This is a genomic window from Tahibacter harae, from assembly GCF_024437735.1.
Classification (GTDB): Bacteria; Pseudomonadota; Gammaproteobacteria; order Xanthomonadales; family Rhodanobacteraceae; genus Tahibacter; species Tahibacter harae.
In genome coordinates, this window is sequence record NZ_JANFQO010000015.1 from 39,002 (window position 1) to 57,219 (window position 18,218).

Here is an 18,218-nt window from a genome sequence, read left to right on the forward strand (position 1 = left end):
CAGCAGGCAAGCTGTGAAAAAAATCCCGGAACGACGGGATTTCCATTTGCTAACCTGCGATTTGAGGAATGCAGCGGGGATATCGGGCAGGCGCCGCTACGCAGCGCCACGAACCCGGTGAAGCCACACTCGCCGTTTCGAAGGGAATCGTCATGAATCGTGCGTTGAATGTCACCACCCCGCTGGGTCCGGAAGTGCTGCGCTTCGACAGCCTGCAGGGGCGCGAAGCACTGTCGCAGTTGTTCGACTTCCAGCTGACGCTGAAGAGCGAGGAAAAAGGCCTTTCCGCCGACGACCTGCTCGGCCGGCCGATCACGGTCGACCTGGAACTCGAAGGCGGCGCGCGACGGCATCTCAACGGCCAGTGCATACACTTCCGCTCCGCCGGCCGCCGCGGCAAGCAGCACCTGTATGCCGCGCAGCTGCGGCCCTGGCTGTGGTACGCCACGCGACGCAGCGACTACCGCATCTTCCAGGGCCAGACCACACCGGAGATCGTCAGGCAGGTGCTGGCCATGTATCCGTTTCCGACCAAGTGGCTGCTGTCGCGCAGCTACCGCAAATGGAACTACTGCGTGCAGTATCGCGAAACCGATGCGAATTTCGTGCAGCGGCTGCTCGAGCACGAAGGCATCTGGTTCTGGTTCGAGCATTCGGCCGGCGAGCACACGCTGGTGCTGACCGACGACATCGGCCTGGCCAGCCCCTACCCGGGCTACGCGAAGATTCCGTTCTATCCGCACGACACCACCGTGCCGGACAAGGATCACCTGCACGGCTGGGCCGCCGCCGGCACGGTGCAAAGCGGCAAGTATTTCGCCCGCGACTACAACTTCGTCATGCCCGCCGCGGATCTCACCACCCAGCGCGTGCGCCCCGCCGGCCATCCACATGCGAGCTACGACATTTTCGACTATCCCGGCAGCTATCCCACGCTGGGCGAAGGCGATCCTTACGCGCGCGTGCGCCTGGAGGAATTGCAGGCCAGCCACAAGCGCAGCCACGGCCAGGGCCGCGCACGCGGTCTCGCGCCGGGTCGGCTGTTCACGCTGGAGAAGCACGTCGTCGGCGACTACAACAAGGAATACCTGGTCGTCGGCGCCGAATACGATTTCAGCGACAACGACTACGACGGCAACGAGGACAGTACCGAACACCGCCTGACGATTGCCGCGGAAGTGCATCCGACCGACCAGCCGTACCGGCCGGAACGGCGCACACCCAAGCCGCATACGATGGGTCCGGAATCGGCGGTGGTGACGGGGCCTGCAGGCCAGGAGATCTACACCAACGAACACGGCCAGGTGAAGGTGCAATTTCACTGGGACCGTTACGGCAAGAAGGATGAAAATTCCTCGTGCTGGATCCGCGTATCGCATCCCTGGGCCGGCACGGGCTTCGGCGGCGTGCATATCCCGCGCATCGGGCAAGAGGTTCTCGTCGATCATCTGAACGGCGATCCGGACCAGCCCATCATCGTCGGCCGCGTCTACAACACGAACAACCCGCATCCCTGGGGCCTGCCGGCCAACGCCACGCAATCGGGCTTCCTGTCGCGCAGTTCCATGGGCGGCCATTCGCAGAATGCCAATGCCTTCCGCTTCGAGGACAAGAAAGGCGAGGAACAGGTCTGGCTGCACGCCGAGAAGAACCAGGATATCGAAGTCGAAAACGACGAGACGCACTGGGTCGGCCACGACCGCGCCAAGACCATCGACCACGATGAAACCGTGCATGTGAAGCACGACCGCACGGAAACCGTCGACCACAACGAAACCATCACGGTACACAACGACCGCACCGAGACCGTGGACGGCTTCGAGACCATCACCATTCACAAGGACCGTAACGAGACGGTGGATGGCCACGAAACCATCACCATCCACAAGAATCGGACCGGGACGGTCGATCAGAACGAAACGCTGACCGTGCACCAGAATCGCACGCGCAGCGTCGACGGCAACGAAACGGTGACGGTGCGCCGCAACCGCAGCAAGAAAGTGAACAAGAGCGAGAACGACAAGATCGGCAAGAACTGGGCGATCAAGGTCGGCCGCCTCAAGACCGAGACCATAGGCCTGGCCAATATCGAATCGGTGGGCCTGGCGCGCATGAGCACTATCGGCATGGCCTACAGCCTGAATGTGGGGCTGATGATGAATACCGCGGTCGGCAACAAGAGCAACACCTTCGTCGGCAGCGAGGAAAGCACCCGCATCGGCAAGAAAAGCACGCTGGATGTGGGCAAGCAGCTGCAAACCACGGTCGGCGAAAGGCGGGAGGACAAGACGGGAAAAGTCCACCGCATCGAAGTCGGCGAGCATTTCGAACTGGTCTGCGGCGGCTCAAAAATAGTGCTCAAGGCCGACGGCACCATCTACCTCGAAGGCAAGATGATCCATCTGCTGGGCAGCGCGGAGGTGAACGCCGACGGCGGTGACGTCTACATCAACTGCGGCAAGGCGCAATCCGCGCCGGCAGCACCGCCACCGGAGGAAGAAAAGGAAGCCGCGGCGGCGCCAGCCGAAGCCGCCGCCGGCGACGGCGTGATGGGTGCGCTGGGCAATCTGATGGACAAGGCCGGCAGCGTGCTCGGCGTGGTGCGGCAGCTCGACGGTATCGCGCAGATGGCCGGCGGCGCGGGCTTTCTCGGCGGCGCAGGCCAGGCGCTGGGGGCGGTACAGACCGTGGCCGGCATGGTCGGCAAGCAATGAACGGCCGGTTTTCAACGGCGGCGGCGATCGCTCGCAGCCAATTCGTCAAGGAATGATGCATGCCTGCACCTGCGGCAAGAATCGGCGATCCCCATGTGCGGCCCGGCACTGGCGGTCCGGTTACCGGATCGGCCAAGCGCGTCCATATCGAAGGCCGCCTCGCCGCCCGGCTGGGCGACACGGCCAGCTGCGGCAGCGGCCAGGACGCCATCCTGGAAGGCGAGCCCAGCGTACTGATCGAAAACCAGCCGGCCGCCCGTGTAGGCGATGCGCACGGCTGCGGTGGCGTGATCCAGGATGGCGCACGCCGCACCTTCATCGGCGAAACCCGCGATGCCGAGTGCCTGCAGGCCGCGGCTGAACAGGGGGCGCTGGTCGTGGTGCCGGAATCCTCCATCGAAGAATGAGCCCGCATTTCACGCAGCGGATATTGCCGACGCTGTGCTCGGCCGATATCCCGCTCTACGCCATCGCCGATGCGGCCCAGCCGGCCAATGTGCTGGCATGGCTGCGGCAGCGCCCTATTCCCTCAAGCTCGCTCTACGGCGGGATACGCCAGCGCACCCTGGGTCACCTGGCACCGTACCTGCTGACTTATCTGCCCGAGCACGCCGTGCACTGGCAGGAACTGGCCACCCGCTTCTGGTCGCGCAGCTGCCTTTATTTCGTTTCCGGCGACGCCGAGCCCGAAGCCATGCGGCTGCATCTGAAGAAATCCCTGCAGGTGATGCTGCCGGACAAGCGCATCGGACTGCTGCGCTACTACGATCCGCGCGCCTGGCTGCAGTTCTGCCGCATCGCCACGCAGGCGCAGATGGATACCTTCTTCGGTGACTGCGTGCGCGCCGTGCACTGCGAGATCGACGGCGGCCGCCGGATGATGACGGTCGAGATCGGCGCCGCGACAGCAGGCAACCGGCTGCTGGGCCTGCCGCGCGCGGTGGATATCTATATGCATGAGCTGATCGCGCCTGTCCCAGACAATCTGCGCAGACAAGACCAGCACGGCTCCGATCCACACGTCCCTCTGCGGGAATCCCTATGCTGAGTCTCGACAAAAGCCAGCTGGCCGACCTGCGCCGGCTGGACGAGGAAGACTATGTGCAGCGCATGACGCCGCACTGGTTTTCCTATATCGAAGCATTCCCGTTGCCTGGGCCTGGTCTCTCGCGCGAACAGACCGAACAGCTTGCACGCGAAGCCTGGCGCGTCGCCGACCAGCACGGTTTCAGCGACGACGGCGACCGCATCCGCCTCACCTTCCATCTGTGGCGCGCGGCGCGGATAGGCCAGCCGCGCAGTTATTTGCAGGGGCTGGCATGTTTCCTCGTCACCTGGGTGCAGACCAGGCCTGCCTTTGCGCACGACTGGATAGACCGGCGCCTGTATCTGGCCGAATGCGCGTTCGAGGAAGCAGGCCGATGAGCGATCCGCAGACACCGCTGCTACCGATGCCGTGGAACACGCCGCCGGCCGCGCCGTCGCCGCTGCTGCCGCAGCAAACGAAAGGCCCGATACCGCCGCCGGCAACGGCACCAGCGCCGGCCACGCCGGCAGGCCCGGAAGACAAGCTCACCCCCGCCGACCGCGACATCCTGGCCGACTACCGCGCCAAGTACGCCGAGCGCGAAGCCCGCTACGCGAAATGCCAGGAACAGGCCCAGGCCGACCAGGCCAGGCGCGACGAGGAACAGGCGCAGATCGATGCCGACTGGAATGACAAGAGCAAGAAGCATCCGAAGAAAAAGCCCAAGCCCAAGACTTCCGTGCGCGAATGCAAACTGGAAGAGGGGCGGATCGCCTGCGTGCCAGCGGACAAGCCCCCCAGGGGCACGATGAGCGAAGACCTAACCAAGATCATCAACAAGGAGGCGGGCACTTCTGTCGATCTGGCAAAGATCAGCCAGTGGGAAGGCGGCGTGCATCTGAATGCCTATCAGCCTTGGTTTCCCGATCTGACGCGCAATGCCGACGGCAGCTACAGTGCGGCGCTGTCCAAAGACGGCACCTACCTGCAAGGCCCCATTGTCAAGGGAACCAAATACCCGAACGCCTCAGGTGTCACCATCGCCAAGGGCGTAGACCTGGGGCCGCAAAACAAAGATCCGTTCCTGAGCGAGCTGGTCGAGCTGAACAAGCAGGCGAAAATTCTCACGCCCGAGGAACTCGAACAGCTCAAGACAAAGCTGGGGCCTTATTTCGGCCTGCGCAGAGCCGCAGCCTGTGCCTACCTGCGCGCAAATCCGCTGTCCATCACGCAGAAAGAGGCGGATCTGCTGAACTATCGTGCGGCAAAAGAGGCGATGAAGCAGGCGACGACTATCTACAAGAAGGAGACCGGCAACGACCTAAGCGCTTTGTCGCCGGAAGCACAGACGGTGATCCTCAGCCGCGCCTATCAGTCCGGCCGAATCCCCGACAAAGCGGTCCTCGACAATCTTGCGGCCGGCAACTATGCAACAGCCTCGACATCCTTCGACCCTAAGAGAGAACGGCCCTTTCTGGCCGCGCTGGGCAACGCACCACCACCTGCGTCAACGGCACCTGCAACGCCCTCCGCTGGCACGGCTACGCCACCTCCGAAACCCTGAGCACAACGATGATTTCATTCCGCATTGCAGGAGCGCTGAGCCTTATGCTGTTGTCCCTGTTACGGCCATTCGCAGCGCACGCGCAAGAAACAACCTTTCCTGTCCCCGGCCACGAACTCTCGGGTACTTGGCGGGTAGATGCCATCCAGGTTCCAAAGCTTCCGGCCGAAGTTCCTATCCAATCGCTATCCGGCTGGCAGGAGCTGCTGAACGATCCGGGTGTCCTGCCGGTCAACCAAACCCTCGAATTCCGCGACCGCGGCAATGACGATCCACCGCTGATGACGCTGCTGGAACCAATACAGCCCGGTGTCTGTCTCAACGACGCCTGGAGGTCGCACTGCGACCATGGGCCGGACGACAGCTACGTCGCGCCCAAGCGCCCCATCGAACGCACCGTGCTGGTGGAGCCACTCTTCGTCCCGCGCTACCGTGAGCTGAGCAGTTTCTGGCCTAAGCTGGCTCCGGACGGCTACAACATGGTCCTCGAGGACAGCGCACCGCGCAGCATCTACGTGTATCTGCAGATGCGCGATCCCGACACGCTGTATTTCCCGTTCGTAGTGTTCGACAAGGTGCTGGCCAAGGACAAGGGGATGGACGGCATGGTCATCCTCAAGCGCGTCGGCAAACCGCCAGCCAAGCCGGACGGCAAGTGAACGACATTGATACGCCGGCCTACCCCGGCCCATCGACGACCTGCCCGGCGCTTCTACGGCCCTGCTTAAGCATCGCCATACCCAGGCAAATCACCAGACCGGTAGCTGTAGCGCACAGCCCTCCCGCCTCGCCGGTACAACATGCCGGATCGGGAGTCCGCAGCTGTAGCCTCCGCTGGCACGCGATCGCCACGTGCTTGGTCTGCAGCCTTGCCAGCACGACGCTCAAGGCGAACGACGCTCAGGACACATGCGAGGCACTTGCGGTTTTCGACATCTCGTCGGACCTGGTAGCGGCCAACCTGGATACCGAAGTCACCGACGTATGCGAGTCACGATTCGACTACTACGGCCCGGCGGAAGCGCGCAACGACGACGCCATGCGCCATTGCGCATTTGCCGAACGGGAATCCGCTTCATCCGACTCCGTGCTTGAAGGCAGCACGATACTGGCGATGATCTATGCCAACGGCATCGGTGTTAAGCGCAATCTGCCGCTGGCGCGTGCGTTCATCTGTGAAGTCCGTGAATCGCTGATACCTGAAGACCTGCCGGTCCTGCTGCAACAGATCGACGCGATCGAGAAGGATCCGCGCTCCACCGATCTGCTGGACGTATGCGGCTGGCCATTTCCGCGCGGGCAGAAAACGCTGGGTGACTACGAGGACGGATGGAACCGCGACCGGGAGTGCCGTGAATTCGAGATGGAGCTGTCAGAACGGAACGGCCAGCGCGCGCTCACGCGCGACCAGGCTAGCTGGAGCGCGGCGGCGCGGAAGCAATATGCCGAAAACGTGGTTCCAGCCACCAAGGCGTTCATTGATGCGGCGCTGCAGTTCGAATGGGACGAAACGATGGCGAACGCGCTCGTCCTGTTGCAGTACCGTTCCATCGATTTGAATTCTGCGCACTACTACGGGCTTGTGACCGAATTCCAGGCCGGCAAGATTCCGCTCGCGTCCGGGCGCGACGCCGCCGCGGCCGAAGCGCGGCTGCGCGCGTTGCTCGATTCGCTTCGCTCTGTCGCAGATGCCAAAAAAGAAGAAGAAAAAGACGAAGAGGAAGTGCGCGTTGCCGGTTCCGTGACCTTCACCGGCATAGAAAAGGTCCAGACCGCCTGGGAAGCACACCGCAAGGCCTGGTTGACGTTCGCGGCACAACAGTATCCGAAGATCGGCAGGCACGCGGTCGATGCGCACCTGATCGGAATGAGGCTGGCCATGCTGGAAGAACTCACGCGCCACAGCGCGCTTCCGTGACGTACGAGCTACCGGCTGCACCGCAGATCACAGCACCATTTCCCTATCGGGATAGATGGATCGTGCCATCGGCCGTCGGCGTGTGAAAGCGCCACCGGAAGCGCGCCTATCGACGTCTCTCCTGGGCATCAGCCACCCTGCCAATGCCCGCCGGTTTTGCGCAGACAGGTCTGTTCCAGACAGCGCGCACGACATGCGATGCCTTCTGCACTCCGGCGGGCACTCAAGGCGCGCAAGGCTGCGCCTGTGCATCCACGCACTGCGTATAGCCGCTCATCGGCAGCGCCGTCGAATAATTCGCGCGCACGCCGCCGCCGATATCGTCATTGACGTAAGTGATCACCCGCGTACCGATCAGCGGCAGGCCGCGCAGGCTGTAGCCTTCCAGCGAGGGACGCAGCTGGTTGTGCTGGCCGCCGAAGCGGTCGGCATGCAGTTGCAGCCAGCCGTTCGTTGCGGTCGGCAGCGGGTTGGCGCCGTAGCCGATATCGGCGTGCAGACGTGTGCCCAGTTGCGGATCCGGCGTGCCGCCGGGGGCGAGTACTTCCACCGCCGTGCCCGGCAGGCGTGCCTGCAGCGGCGGCGGACAGGTGAAGCCGCAGCCGTCATCGGGCGGTCCGCCGAGTACCTCGATATACGATTCGCGATTGAGCAGGTTGAAGCGCATGCCCAGAGTGCGATCCAGCGGTACGCGGCCCTGGAAACGCGCAGGGAACGGCGCAACGCCGGTCTGCTGACCGGTGTATTGCACATCGGTATACAGCGGGCGCGTCGGGTAAGTGAGCACGTACGAGGTACGCGAACCTATCGCCGCATCCTGCTCGAATACGGCCTCGGCGCGGCTGAGCATCAGTACCGCGCTGACCGCATCCACGGCGCGCTGCGGCGCGGGATAGCTCAGGCGCCGCGGCCGGCCGTCGGCGATCACATCCGCGCTGACGATGCTGCGGGCGGGATCGGTCAGCGCCAGCATGGACAGCGGCGGTTCGCGCGAAATGAGCTGCGCATGCAGCGCCACGCTGGACAAGCTGCCGCGCGGCTGGTCCGCCGGATCGACGCGGAAATCGTCGATGGCCACCGGTGCGAGCCCGAACACCGTGCCCGCCGCCACATTGACGATGGATATTTCCCCGCCGATGCCCCCGGTCGGATTGGCCAGGTCTTTCAGCGGATCGGCGCGCCAGTAGCCGCCAGGCGCCTCCCAGGCCGCCAGCAGCGCCGCGCAGTCACGCAGCCGGTCGCCGCGGGGCGTTACCGCGCTGGCGGTGAGCGAAGGCTGGCGGATGCTGGCGACTTCCAGCACTTCGACAAAGCCTTCGCGCAGCCGCGCCGGATCAGCGCTGCCGGCGTCGGCTAGCCCGTCCTGCAGCGGCACGTAGCGCAGTCCGCCCGGCAATTGCGGCAGGCTGGTTGACTCGCGCAGCGCCGGCACGGTGCAGGAGGCGTCGCTGGTGGTGAGACCCGGCGCGGCGCCATCGCCGCGATCGAACAGCACTCCGGTCCATACATCGTACGGCGCCATGTACACATGGAAGGAACGTACATCCTGTGCGTTCTCGCCTTCGGCGATGCGCACGCGCAACACCTTGGGCTGCTGGCGGTAATTGGTCAGTGTCAGCAACGTACTGTTGCCGGCGGCCGTGCTGTAGTACGGGAAAATCAGCAGCTGGCCTTCGCCGCGGGAATTGAGCACTACCGCGCCCGCATCGTCCAGGCCGGCCAGCAGCAAGGTGAAGCAGCCCAGCAGGGTCCGCAGAATCTTCATGACGCTCCTTTTCCACGCAATGTCCAAGGCCGCCGGCAGCGGCATTGGTGATAACGTCGGAGCGCGAAGAATCCCCTAAGCGAACCAGGACGCGGAAATGGCCACCCGGTCCAGACCGCCATTCCGGCAACAATGGAAGGTACAGCCGCGGCTGCTGCAGCGGCAATGCAACCTTTTCGCCCGGGTCGGCGCACACAGCCGGATCCGCGCCCAATGACGAGGTTGCCCATGCCGGCCATGCACCGTTGTGGACAAGGCAGCAAGCCCGACAGCAATGAGGCAGCTGCGTGGAGAAAAAGCCGCTCCGGGCGGTACAGGCGGCCGCCGCTGCGCTGGCCGGAGCGCGCTGCGCTGTACTGCGCGCTGCCGCTGCTTTCCGTCGCCTGCCTGCTCTCGCCCGCCACCGCGGCAACATTTGCGGTGGACACCACCGCGGACACGACGGATCAGACCGCCGGCGACGGCTTGTGCCGCGACAACAGCGGCCGCTGTTCGCTGCGTGCCGCGATCCAGGAAGCCAACGCGCTCCCCGGTGCCGACGAGATCACGCTGGGCGCCGGCACCTTCGCGCTGACCCTGGCCGGCGCACAGGAAGACGCCGCCGCCAGCGGCGATCTGGACGTGCGTTCGGAAATCCGCATCCACGGCAGCGGCGAAAATGCCTGCGTGATCGACGGCGACGCGCGGGACCGTCTCTTCGATGTAGCCGCCGGCGGCCATCTCACCGCGCAGCGGCTACGCCTGCAGCACGGCCACCAGGCCTTGTTCAGCCATGCGGATACGGCCGAGATCAGCGGCGGCGCCCTGCTCGTCCGCGACGGCGGCGCAGCCGTGCTGCAGCGCGTCGATGTGCGCAGCAATTCGTCCGTGCGCTACGGCCAGGGCCTGGCCGTATTCGGCAGCCTGCAGGGCGAACGCCTTCGCGTCGAGGACAATCGCGGCCCGGACGATTTCAGCATAGGCGGCGGCCTGTACATAGCGCCCAGCGCCAGCCTGGTCCAGCTGCAGGACTGCGAGATCAGCGGCAACGCGGCGCTGCACGGCGGCGCGATCTTCAGCGACGGCAGCGCGACCGCGATCACCCTGCAGCGCTGCCTGCTCAGCGGCAACCGCGCCGGCATGGGCGGGGCCATCCACGCCAATCTCGGCGCGAGCCAATGGCTGCTGCGCAATGTCACGCTCAGCGGCAACCAAGCCGATGCGGGCGGCGCCATCTTCGGCGACGGGCAGAACGAACTGCGCCTGGAACACAGCACCATCAGTGCGAACCACGCGGCCGGCGCCAACGGCGGCGGCGCGATTCTCGACGTGCGCGGGCGCGCATTCGGCGATTTCATTCCGATCGAACTGATCAACAGCATCGTGCTGGGCAACACACAGGCTGCCGGCCGCGAGTGCAATACCGTGTTCGACGATGTGATCGTCTCCGGCGGCGGCACGCTGCATGCGCCGGGCGATGCCTGCATCCTGCGCGCCGGCGCCGGCGATATCGTCGCGACTGAGGCCGGGCTTGCTCCGCTCGCCGGCAACGGCGGCTTCGCCCGCAGCCACGCCCTGCTCGCCGGCAGCGGCGCGATAGATGCCGCGCTGTCCGTCCACTGCCCTGCCACCGACCAGCGCGGCCAGCCGCGGCCCCAGGATGGCGACGGCAATGGCAAGGCGCGGTGCGACATCGGCGCGTATGAGCGCGGCGACGCCCTGTTTGCCGATGGTTTCGACGCGGTGGAAGCATAAGCACCTGCCCCGGCCGTACCTGCCGCCGGTCCTGCTGCGCTTGCGCTCGCCTAGGCGCGCGCGCTGCGCCACCATGAGGCGAATCGCCACCGAACCCGCGGAAACCGCCCCCATGTCGCAACAGATCCTCGCCGGTGCCAGCGGCTATTCGTTCAAGGAATGGAAAGGCGCGTTCTATCCGGCCAGGCTGGCCGCCGCCGACATGTTGGCGTATTACGGCGAGCGCCTGCCCACGGTCGAGATCAACAGCAGCTTCTACGCCCTGCCCAAGGCCGAAAGCCTGCAACGCTGGGCGCAGACGGTACCGGATGCCTTCCGCTTCGCGGTCAAGGCGCCGGCGGCCGTCACCCACAAATCGCGCCTGAAGCCCGACGCGGACGACATGCTGGCTGCGTTCTACACCGTGCTGGAACACCTGGGCGACAAGCGCGGCCCGGTGCTGTTCCAGCTGCCGCCGAACCTGAAGCAGGATCTGCCGCGGCTGGAAGCCTTCCTGCAACGCCTGCCGCCGGATCACCGCGCCACGTTTGAATTCCGCCACGACAGCTGGTTCGATGCCGCGGTTTACGCGCGTCTGCGCGAGGCCGGCGCCGCACTGTGTGTGTCCGAGCGCGAGGACGCCACGCCGCCGCCGCTGGTGGAAACCGCCGCCTGGGGATATCTGCGCCTGCGCCTGGAACAGTATGACGAGGCCGCGCTGGCGGCATGGCTGGCGCGCATCCGCGCCACGCGCTGGGAGAAGGTCTACGTGTATTTCATGCACGAGCCCACGGCGCCGGCCTATGCCGCCCTGCTGGCGGCCCTGGCGGCGCACTGAAATTGCAAACGAATTTTCACCGGCGCCGCATGCGCCAACGCAGCGCGCCATGCCTGTACGGCTACTGTTCCCCGGTGCCTTGCGCCGACGCCTTCTTCTCCGCCATCGCCCGCGGGCGCCGCTCGGCGAAGTTCAGCACGGCCAGTACCAGCAAGGTCAGCAGCGTGATCGCCAGCGACAGCACATAGAAACCGAAACCCACTGCAACGCCGACGATGGCCACCATCAGCAGCGACGCTGCCGTGGTGATGCCGGCGACGCTGTTGCCCGAGCGCGTCGCGAAAATGGTGCCGGCGCCGATGAAGGCGACGCCGGAAACCACGGCTTCGACCAGACGTAGCGGATCTATGGTCAGGAATTGCGCGCTGCGGTAGCGCGTATCGGCCATCAGCAGCTCGCCAATCTCGATCAGCAGCGTGGCCGCGCCGGCCACCAGCATATGCGTGCGGAATCCGGCCGGGCGATTCTTCAGCTCGCGCTCGTAGCCGATCACGCCGCCGAGCACCATCGCATACGCCGTGCCCGCGACCACCCACCCTTGGCTGAGAATATCCATGCGCCGAAAGTGCCGGCGCATGCGTCAATGGCACGTCAATGCCTGGTCTGCGGCCGCCGCCGCGTCATCACGTCTGCCCTGGCGATGCGGGCCGGCGGCGCGCATCAATGCCCAGCCACCGCCACCGGCAGCACCGGCGCCGGCTGCGGGTCGCGGCGATCCAGCTGCGCGCTCCAGCGCGTCAGCGCGAATGCACCCAGTACCACGATCGCGCCTATCCAGCCGGTGTGGACCAAACCCAGCCGCTGCACGATCAGCCCGCCGGCCCAGGCGCCGCCGGCAATGCCCAGATTGAAGGCGGCGATATTCAGCCCGGAAGCCACATCCACCGCCTGCGGCGCCTGGCGTGCAACCTGCTGCACCACGTAGACCTGCAGCCCCGGCACATTGCCGAACGCCACCGCGCCCCAGAGCAGCACCACCAGCAGCGCCAGCGGTGCGTGCGGCGCGGCCAGGCTATACAGCGCCAGCACCGCGGCCAGGCCGAGGAAGATGCGCTGCAGCGCCGCCAGCGCTCCCAGGCGATCGGCCAGGCGACCGCCCCAGATATTGCCTACCGCGACGGACACGCCGTAGACCAGCAGCACCAGACTCACCGCGCCGGCGCTGAAGCCGGTGACCTCGGTCAGCAGCGGTGCAAGAAAGGTGAACGCAATGAAGGAGCCGCCGTAGCCCACCGCGGTCATGGCGTAGACCAGCAGCAGGCGCGGCCGCCGCAGCACCTGGGCCTGGGCCAGCAACGAGGCCGGCGCCGACTGTGCCAGTCCGCGCGGCACGAAGGCCAGGCTGGCGATGAAGGAAACCAGGCCGAGCGCGGAAACCGCGAGGAAGGTCGCGCGCCAGCCGAAATGCTGGCCGAGAAAGGTACCCAGCGGCACGCCGGTGACCAGGGCTACAGTCAGCCCACTGAACATGATCGCGATGGCGCTGGCCGCGCGTTCGCGCGGCACCAGACTGGTGGCGATGGTAGAGCCGATGGAGAAGAACACGCCGTGGGCCAGTCCGGTCAGCACGCGCGCGACCACCAGGGCCGCATAGCCCGGCGCCAGCCAGGCCAGCAGGTTACCGGCGGTGAACAGCAGCATCAGCGCCAGCAGCAGCGTCTTGCGCGGCAGGCGGCCGGTCAGCGCGGTCAGCAGCGGCGCGCCCACGGCAACGCCCAGGGCGTACAGGCTGACCAGCAGCCCGGCTGAAGGCAGGGTGACGCCGAGATCGGCGGCAATGGTGGGAATCAGGCCGACGATGACGAATTCCGTCGTGCCTATGGCAAACGCGCCTATGGTCAGCGCGAGCAAGGCGAGAGGCATGGCAGGTTCCTGCGCAGTGTGGAAGGGGCGCAGTCTGCTTGCCGGCGTTGTTGAGAAAAACTAGAGTTCCGGCAGAAGATATTTGCGCCGGATGCAAGAATGAAAAGCACGCTGGACGAGCTGCAGGTCTTCACCGCCGTGGTCGATACCGGCTCCATCACCGCCGCGGCCCAGCGCCTGGGCCAGACGGTTTCCGGTGTCAGCCGCACGCTGAGCCGGCTGGAGGAAAAACTCGCCACCACCTTGCTGCGGCGGACCACGCGCCGGCTGGAGCTGACCGGGGAAGGCGAACTGCTGCTGCAGCGCGCGCGCCGCATCCTGGATGCGATGGAGGAGGCCGAGGATGAACTCGCCCAGCGCCGGCAGAAACCCGCCGGCCGCCTGCGCGTGGACACGTCCGCCCCGTTCATGCTGCACGTGGTCGTGCCGCTGGTGGCCGGCTTCCGCGAACGCTATCCGGAGATCACCCTGGAATTGAACACCAGCGACCTGATCACCGACCTGCTCGAACATCGCACCGACGTCGCCCTGCGCATAGGCGCGCTGCGCGACTCCACCCTGCACGCACGGCCGCTGGGCACCAGCCGCCTGCGCCTGCTCGCCAGTCCGGAATATCTCGCCCGCCGCGGCAGGCCGACCACGGTCAAGGCACTGGCCCGCCACAGCCTGCTCGGCTTCAGCCAGCCCGAATCCCTCAACCACTGGCCGCTGCGGCATGCCGGCGGCGATCGCCTGCATGTCAAGCCCGATCTTTTCGTTTCCAGCGGCGAGACCTTGCGCCACCTGGCGTTGGCGGGCGCCGGAATCGCTAGCCTGTCGGATTTCCTTACGGCAGGCGACCGCGCACGCGGCGAGCTGGTGCAGGTCCTGGCGCGCGATACGGTGGAGGTACGCCAGCCGATCAATGCGGTGTATTACCGCAATACGGCGCTGGCCGCGCGGATACGCTGTTTCCTGGATTACCTGGCCGAGCGGATAGGAGAAGGCTGGCGTTGAAAGCGCGCGTACTTTTTCGTGCGCTTCCGTTGCAGCAATGACTGGCGGGAATTCCGCGCATCATCCGCTCCGTGTCCGGGCGCGCTTGGTCCGGGCGCGATGGGAGAGGCTTTCGCCATGTCCGGGGTCTCGCGCCCGGCGCGCGAGGCAGCGCCGGCCAGAAGCATCCTGCGAGCCGCAGGAACAGAAACTTCCGTCGCGCTCACTCGCTCCAGTAGTGCCGGCGCCGCTGCCGGCAAAACTCGATCGGTTCGGGCGGCGCGGCCGGCGTGAAGCGCCAGCGCAGGCAGCCGGAATCGGCGGTATTCCACAAAGGAACGGCGCGTTCGCGATAGCGCGCGACGACTTCCGCATGCGGGTGGCCGAAGCGGCTGCGATAAGCGGCGGAGACCAGGGCGGCCTGTATCGGCAGCGCATCCAGCAGCGCGTTGCTGGATGAAGTCCTGCTGCCGTGGTGCGGCACCAGCACTACCAGCGGCTGCGCGCCCGCGGCCGCGGCGATGCGCGCCTCGTCGGCCGCGACCATGTCGCCGCTGAGCAGCAGCCGGGCCTGGCCGCTCTGCACCAGCAGCACGCAGGAACTGGCATTGCCGCGGCCGCCGCCCGCGGGTGGCGGGTGCAGCGCGCGGAAGTCGACGCCGTCCCATTGCCAGGCGAGACCTGATTCGCAGGCCTGGGCCGTATCCAGGCCGGGCACCGGTTCGCCGGCGAAGATGCGCCGCGGGTGCAGGTTGCGGATCACGCCGGCCGCGCCGCCGGCGTGGTCGCCGTCGGCATGGCTGATGACCAGCGTATCGAGCCGGCGCACGCCCAGGGCCTGCACGGCCGGCGCGACCACGCTTTCGCCCTGGTCGAATCCCGAGGGGAAGCGCGAACCCGTGTCGTACAGCAGCGCATGCCGTTCGGTGCGCAGCAGCACCGCCAGGCCCTGACCGACATCGATCACACTGAGATCGAAGCCGCCCCGGACCGGACGCGCCGCCGGCGGCCACAGCAGCGGCAGCAACAGCAGCGCAGCTACGCCCCGCAACGGCACGCCGCGCGGCAGCAGCAGCCAGAGTACGCCCAGACCAGCCAGCCCATAGGCGGCGGCAGTGGCCTCGGCGAAATACCACTGCGCCAGCGGCCAGGTGGACAGCCATTCCAGCAGGCGCCACTGCCCTTCCAGCGCAAAAGCCGCAATGTCCAGAATGAGCGAACCGGCTGCCGGCAGCAGCGCGGCAGTCAGTACGCCGGCCAGCGTCAGCGGCACGACCACAAAGCTGATCCAGGGCACGGCAACCAGGTTGGCCAGCGGCCCGACCAGGGAGCTGTGGCCGAAGAACCACAGGCTCAGCGGCAGCAATCCCAGGCTCATCGCCACCTGGGCCGGCACCAGTTCGCGCCACCAGGCCAGCCCGGGACGGTTGCCGAAGCTGTAGACCAGCAGCGCCACGCCGGCGAAGGACAGCCAGAACCCCGCGGCCAGCAGCGCCAGCGGGTCGGCCAGCAGCAGCGCAGCCAGCGCCAAAGCCAGCGCCTGGCGCAGCGGCAGCTCCCGGCGCAGAGTGCGCGCGAGCATGACCACGGCCAGCATCAGCAAGGTGCGAACGGTGGCGATGCCGAAGCCGGCCAGCGCCGCATAGGCCGTGGCACAGCCCAGCGCCAGCGGCGCCTCCAGCACGGCGGCCGGCCAGCGCAGCGCCAGCTGCGGCCGGCAGCGCCACAGCCGGCGCGCGCACCAGGCGCCGGCCAGGGCCAGCATGCCGACATGGAACCCCGAAATCGCGATCAGATGCCCTACCCCGGTCGCGCGCAGCACCTGCCATTCGGCCGCGTCCAGTCCGCGCTGATCGCCAACCGCGAGCGCGCGCAGCAGGTGCGCGACTGGCGTGTCGCCGAACTCGGCGGCGATGGCGTCGGCGATGCGTTCCCGCCGCGCGGCGACGCAGCCGGGCGCGGGCGCCAGCTCGCGGTTGGCGCCGTCCTCGCGCACATAGCCGACCGCGACGAGGCCCAGCTGCAGGGCCTGGCGCTCGCTGTCGAAACCGCCGGGATTGCTCAGGCCGCGCGGGCGCTTCAGGCGCACGCGCAGCTGCCAGCTGGCGCAGGGCCGCAGCCGCGGCGGCGTGCCGTACCAGGACAGCCGCACGCGGCCGCGCAATGGCAGCGCCTCGCCGTTGCGGCTGGCGCTGTGCAGGACCAGATCGAAGCGGGTCGCATCGGCGCGGCGGTCCGGCAGGTCGAGGATGCGTCCGCGCAGTTCCAGTTCCACGCCTTCCAGCACCGGCGGCAACCGTTCGCGCAGGGCCAGTTCGGCGCGCAGGCCGCTGTTGCAGGCACCGAGCAGGAACAAGGCCGGCAGGCGCGCCAGCGGCCAGCGCCAGAGCAGCGATGCCAGCAGGCCGCCGGCCAGCAGCCAGCTCAGCGGCGGCAACCGCGGCAGCGCCTGCAGCGAGACGCTGCCGGCGAGCAGCGCCAGCACCGCGCCGGGCGCCAGCGGATGGCGCGCGATCCGGCGCAGCAGCGCGGCGAATTGGCCGATGGCAATGACTGCCGGCATGGCTTCCCTGCTGTCCTTCGCTGAGGACTACAGCCTGGGCCTTGCATCCGCGTCGAGGCAGCGGCGTGCGGCGCGCCTGCGCGTAGGAAATCTCCGGCCGGCGCCTGCGGCTGTTGCGGGTGCGCGTCTCCGGCGCGGCGCATCAAGCGGCCGGAATCGCACCGGGTGCCGCCTAATGCAGCGTCCGCTACTTGGGACGCCGCCGCGGCGGCGCTTGAGCCTGGCCGCAAAACACGTTATCTACGAAAGGCCAGCTGCCCGGCTGGCCATCCGATGATGGGGAAGATGACATGCACGTATTGAAGCTTGCCGGGATCATTCTCGCCGGCCTGACGGCACTGCCCGCCCTTGCGGCGGACGACGGCACTCAGGATTGCGCCGCCTGGAAGAACAGCCTCAAACGCGAGCCCGAGTGGTATTCGCAGAAATGCCTCGGCCACGCCTACGGCGCCCTCAGTCCCAAGGACGCGCAGGCTGCAGCCATGCCGAAGAATCTCGGCGACACGACGTATCAGTTCAACATGCGTAGTGGCGGCACCGGCGGCGATTCACTGCAGTCGTTCCTGCTGCCCAATGCGAACACCGCGACCATCATCGGCCCACAGACCGGCAACCTGTACGGCCTCGAATACGACAACGTAGCCGGCCGCATCTATGCGGTCAGCGACCTGCTCCAGTTCGGCGAACTGAACAAGACCACCGGCGTGTTCACGCCGAGCGTCACGATGACCGGCTTCGCCTCGGGCCAGTCGATCACCGGCCTGGCCTTCCAGACGCCCTCCTCGCCGTACTACATCTCGACCTCCAACGGCACCGATTCGCAGATCTACACGCTCAATCCGGCCACCGGCGTCGCCACCCTGGTCGGCAACACCGGCACGCCCCTGATGATCGATATCGCGATCAACGCCTCGGGCCAGATGTACGGCCACGACATCGGCACCGACAGCATCTACTCGATCAATACCGCGACCGGCGCAGCCACGCTGATCGGCGCCACCGGCGTCGCCGCCAACTTCGCCCAGGGCATCGAGTTCGACAAGACCACGGGCGTGCTCTATGCGTGGCTGTATGAAGGCGGCGGCGTCAACCGCTTCGCGACGATCGATCTCGCAACCGGTGCGGCGACCACGGTGGCCACGCCGCTCGCCGGCGAATACGAAGGCGCGACGACGCCGGTTTCGCTGCAATCGTTCTCGGTGGACTGAACGGACCGGTCAAGGCGAGGGATCGCCTTCGGCCGGCCGCTTCTCGCCCGCCCACCATCCCGGCGCCGGC

Annotated in this window: 15 protein-coding genes; 11 read left to right on the top strand and 4 right to left on the bottom strand. The window is 66.8% G+C overall.

The genetic code is table 11. From position 1 onward, the window contains the following. Nucleotides 1-152 precede the first annotated feature (152 nt). From NM961_RS15880 to NM961_RS15910, 7 genes are all read left to right on the top strand, one after another. Nucleotides 153-2,714 (top strand): type VI secretion system Vgr family protein, encoded by a 2,562-nt coding sequence (locus NM961_RS15880; RefSeq protein ID WP_255915392.1) that lies wholly within the window; start codon nucleotides 153-155, stop codon nucleotides 2,712-2,714. Between the two features lie 59 nt (nucleotides 2,715-2,773). Further along, a complete protein-coding gene (locus NM961_RS15885) occupies nucleotides 2,774-3,121 on the top strand; it encodes a PAAR domain-containing protein (RefSeq protein ID WP_255915393.1) in 348 nt (115 codons plus the stop codon). After that, a complete protein-coding gene (locus NM961_RS15890) occupies nucleotides 3,118-3,762 on the top strand; it encodes a DUF4123 domain-containing protein (protein WP_255915394.1) in 645 nt (214 codons plus the stop codon). The genes NM961_RS15885 and NM961_RS15890 overlap by 4 nt, the downstream gene beginning before the upstream one ends. After that, nucleotides 3,756-4,139, top strand: coding sequence for a hypothetical protein (locus NM961_RS15895; RefSeq protein WP_255915395.1), 384 nt, complete (start codon nucleotides 3,756-3,758; stop codon nucleotides 4,137-4,139). Before NM961_RS15890 ends, NM961_RS15895 begins: the two co-directional genes overlap by 7 nt. Next, nucleotides 4,136-5,305, top strand: a complete 1,170-nt coding sequence (locus NM961_RS15900) for a pesticin C-terminus-like muramidase (protein ID WP_255915396.1) — start codon at nucleotides 4,136-4,138, stop codon at nucleotides 5,303-5,305. The genes NM961_RS15895 and NM961_RS15900 overlap by 4 nt, the downstream gene beginning before the upstream one ends. Nucleotides 5,306-5,349: 44 nt before the next feature. Further along, nucleotides 5,350-5,964: a hypothetical protein gene (locus NM961_RS15905; RefSeq protein ID WP_255915397.1), complete on the top strand. Its 615-nt coding sequence runs from the start codon at nucleotides 5,350-5,352 to the stop codon at nucleotides 5,962-5,964. Between the two features lie 197 nt (nucleotides 5,965-6,161). Then, complete coding sequence (locus NM961_RS15910; protein WP_255915398.1) at nucleotides 6,162-7,223, top strand: hypothetical protein; 1,062 nt, start codon at nucleotides 6,162-6,164, stop codon at nucleotides 7,221-7,223. 223 nt (nucleotides 7,224-7,446) lie between these two features. Here the strand turns inward: NM961_RS15910 and NM961_RS15915 are convergent, their stop codons facing one another. Further along, a complete protein-coding gene (locus NM961_RS15915; RefSeq protein WP_255915399.1) occupies nucleotides 7,447-8,988 on the bottom strand; it encodes a hypothetical protein in 1,542 nt (513 codons plus the stop codon). Nucleotides 8,989-9,201: 213 nt separating this feature from the next. Here NM961_RS15915 and NM961_RS15920 point away from each other — a divergent pair, with 213 nt between their 5' ends. Both NM961_RS15920 and NM961_RS15925 read left to right on the top strand, forming a co-directional pair. Beyond that, nucleotides 9,202-10,722, top strand: a complete 1,521-nt coding sequence (locus tag NM961_RS15920) for a choice-of-anchor Q domain-containing protein (protein WP_255915400.1) — start codon at nucleotides 9,202-9,204, stop codon at nucleotides 10,720-10,722. 112 nt (nucleotides 10,723-10,834) lie between these two features. Then, the gene (locus NM961_RS15925; RefSeq protein ID WP_255915401.1) at nucleotides 10,835-11,539 is read left to right on the top strand and encodes a DUF72 domain-containing protein; all 705 of its coding nucleotides are present in this window, start codon (nucleotides 10,835-10,837) and stop codon (nucleotides 11,537-11,539) included. Between the two features lie 61 nt (nucleotides 11,540-11,600). On the opposite strand, the gene NM961_RS15930 is transcribed toward NM961_RS15925, so the two are convergent. Both NM961_RS15930 and NM961_RS15935 read right to left on the bottom strand, forming a co-directional pair. Next, nucleotides 11,601-12,095: an MgtC/SapB family protein gene (locus NM961_RS15930; RefSeq protein WP_255915402.1), complete on the bottom strand. Its 495-nt coding sequence runs from the start codon at nucleotides 12,093-12,095 to the stop codon at nucleotides 11,601-11,603. 104 nt (nucleotides 12,096-12,199) lie between these two features. Then, nucleotides 12,200-13,402 (bottom strand): MFS transporter, encoded by a 1,203-nt coding sequence (locus NM961_RS15935; protein ID WP_255915403.1) that lies wholly within the window; start codon nucleotides 13,400-13,402, stop codon nucleotides 12,200-12,202. Nucleotides 13,403-13,501: 99 nt separating this feature from the next. Here NM961_RS15935 and NM961_RS15940 point away from each other — a divergent pair, with 99 nt between their 5' ends. After that, nucleotides 13,502-14,398 (top strand): LysR substrate-binding domain-containing protein, encoded by an 897-nt coding sequence (locus NM961_RS15940; protein WP_255915404.1) that lies wholly within the window; start codon nucleotides 13,502-13,504, stop codon nucleotides 14,396-14,398. A gap of 202 nt (nucleotides 14,399-14,600) precedes the next feature. Here NM961_RS15940 and NM961_RS15945 read toward each other — a convergent pair whose 3' ends face one another. Then, nucleotides 14,601-16,940, bottom strand: a complete 2,340-nt coding sequence (locus NM961_RS15945) for a DNA internalization-related competence protein ComEC/Rec2 (protein WP_255915405.1) — start codon at nucleotides 16,938-16,940, stop codon at nucleotides 14,601-14,603. A 290-nt stretch (nucleotides 16,941-17,230) separates the two neighbouring features. On the opposite strand from NM961_RS15945, the gene NM961_RS15950 reads away from it, so the two are divergent. After that, nucleotides 17,231-18,148, top strand: a complete 918-nt coding sequence (locus NM961_RS15950) for a DUF6923 family protein (protein ID WP_255915406.1) — start codon at nucleotides 17,231-17,233, stop codon at nucleotides 18,146-18,148. Nucleotides 18,149-18,218: the final 70 nt, after the last annotated feature.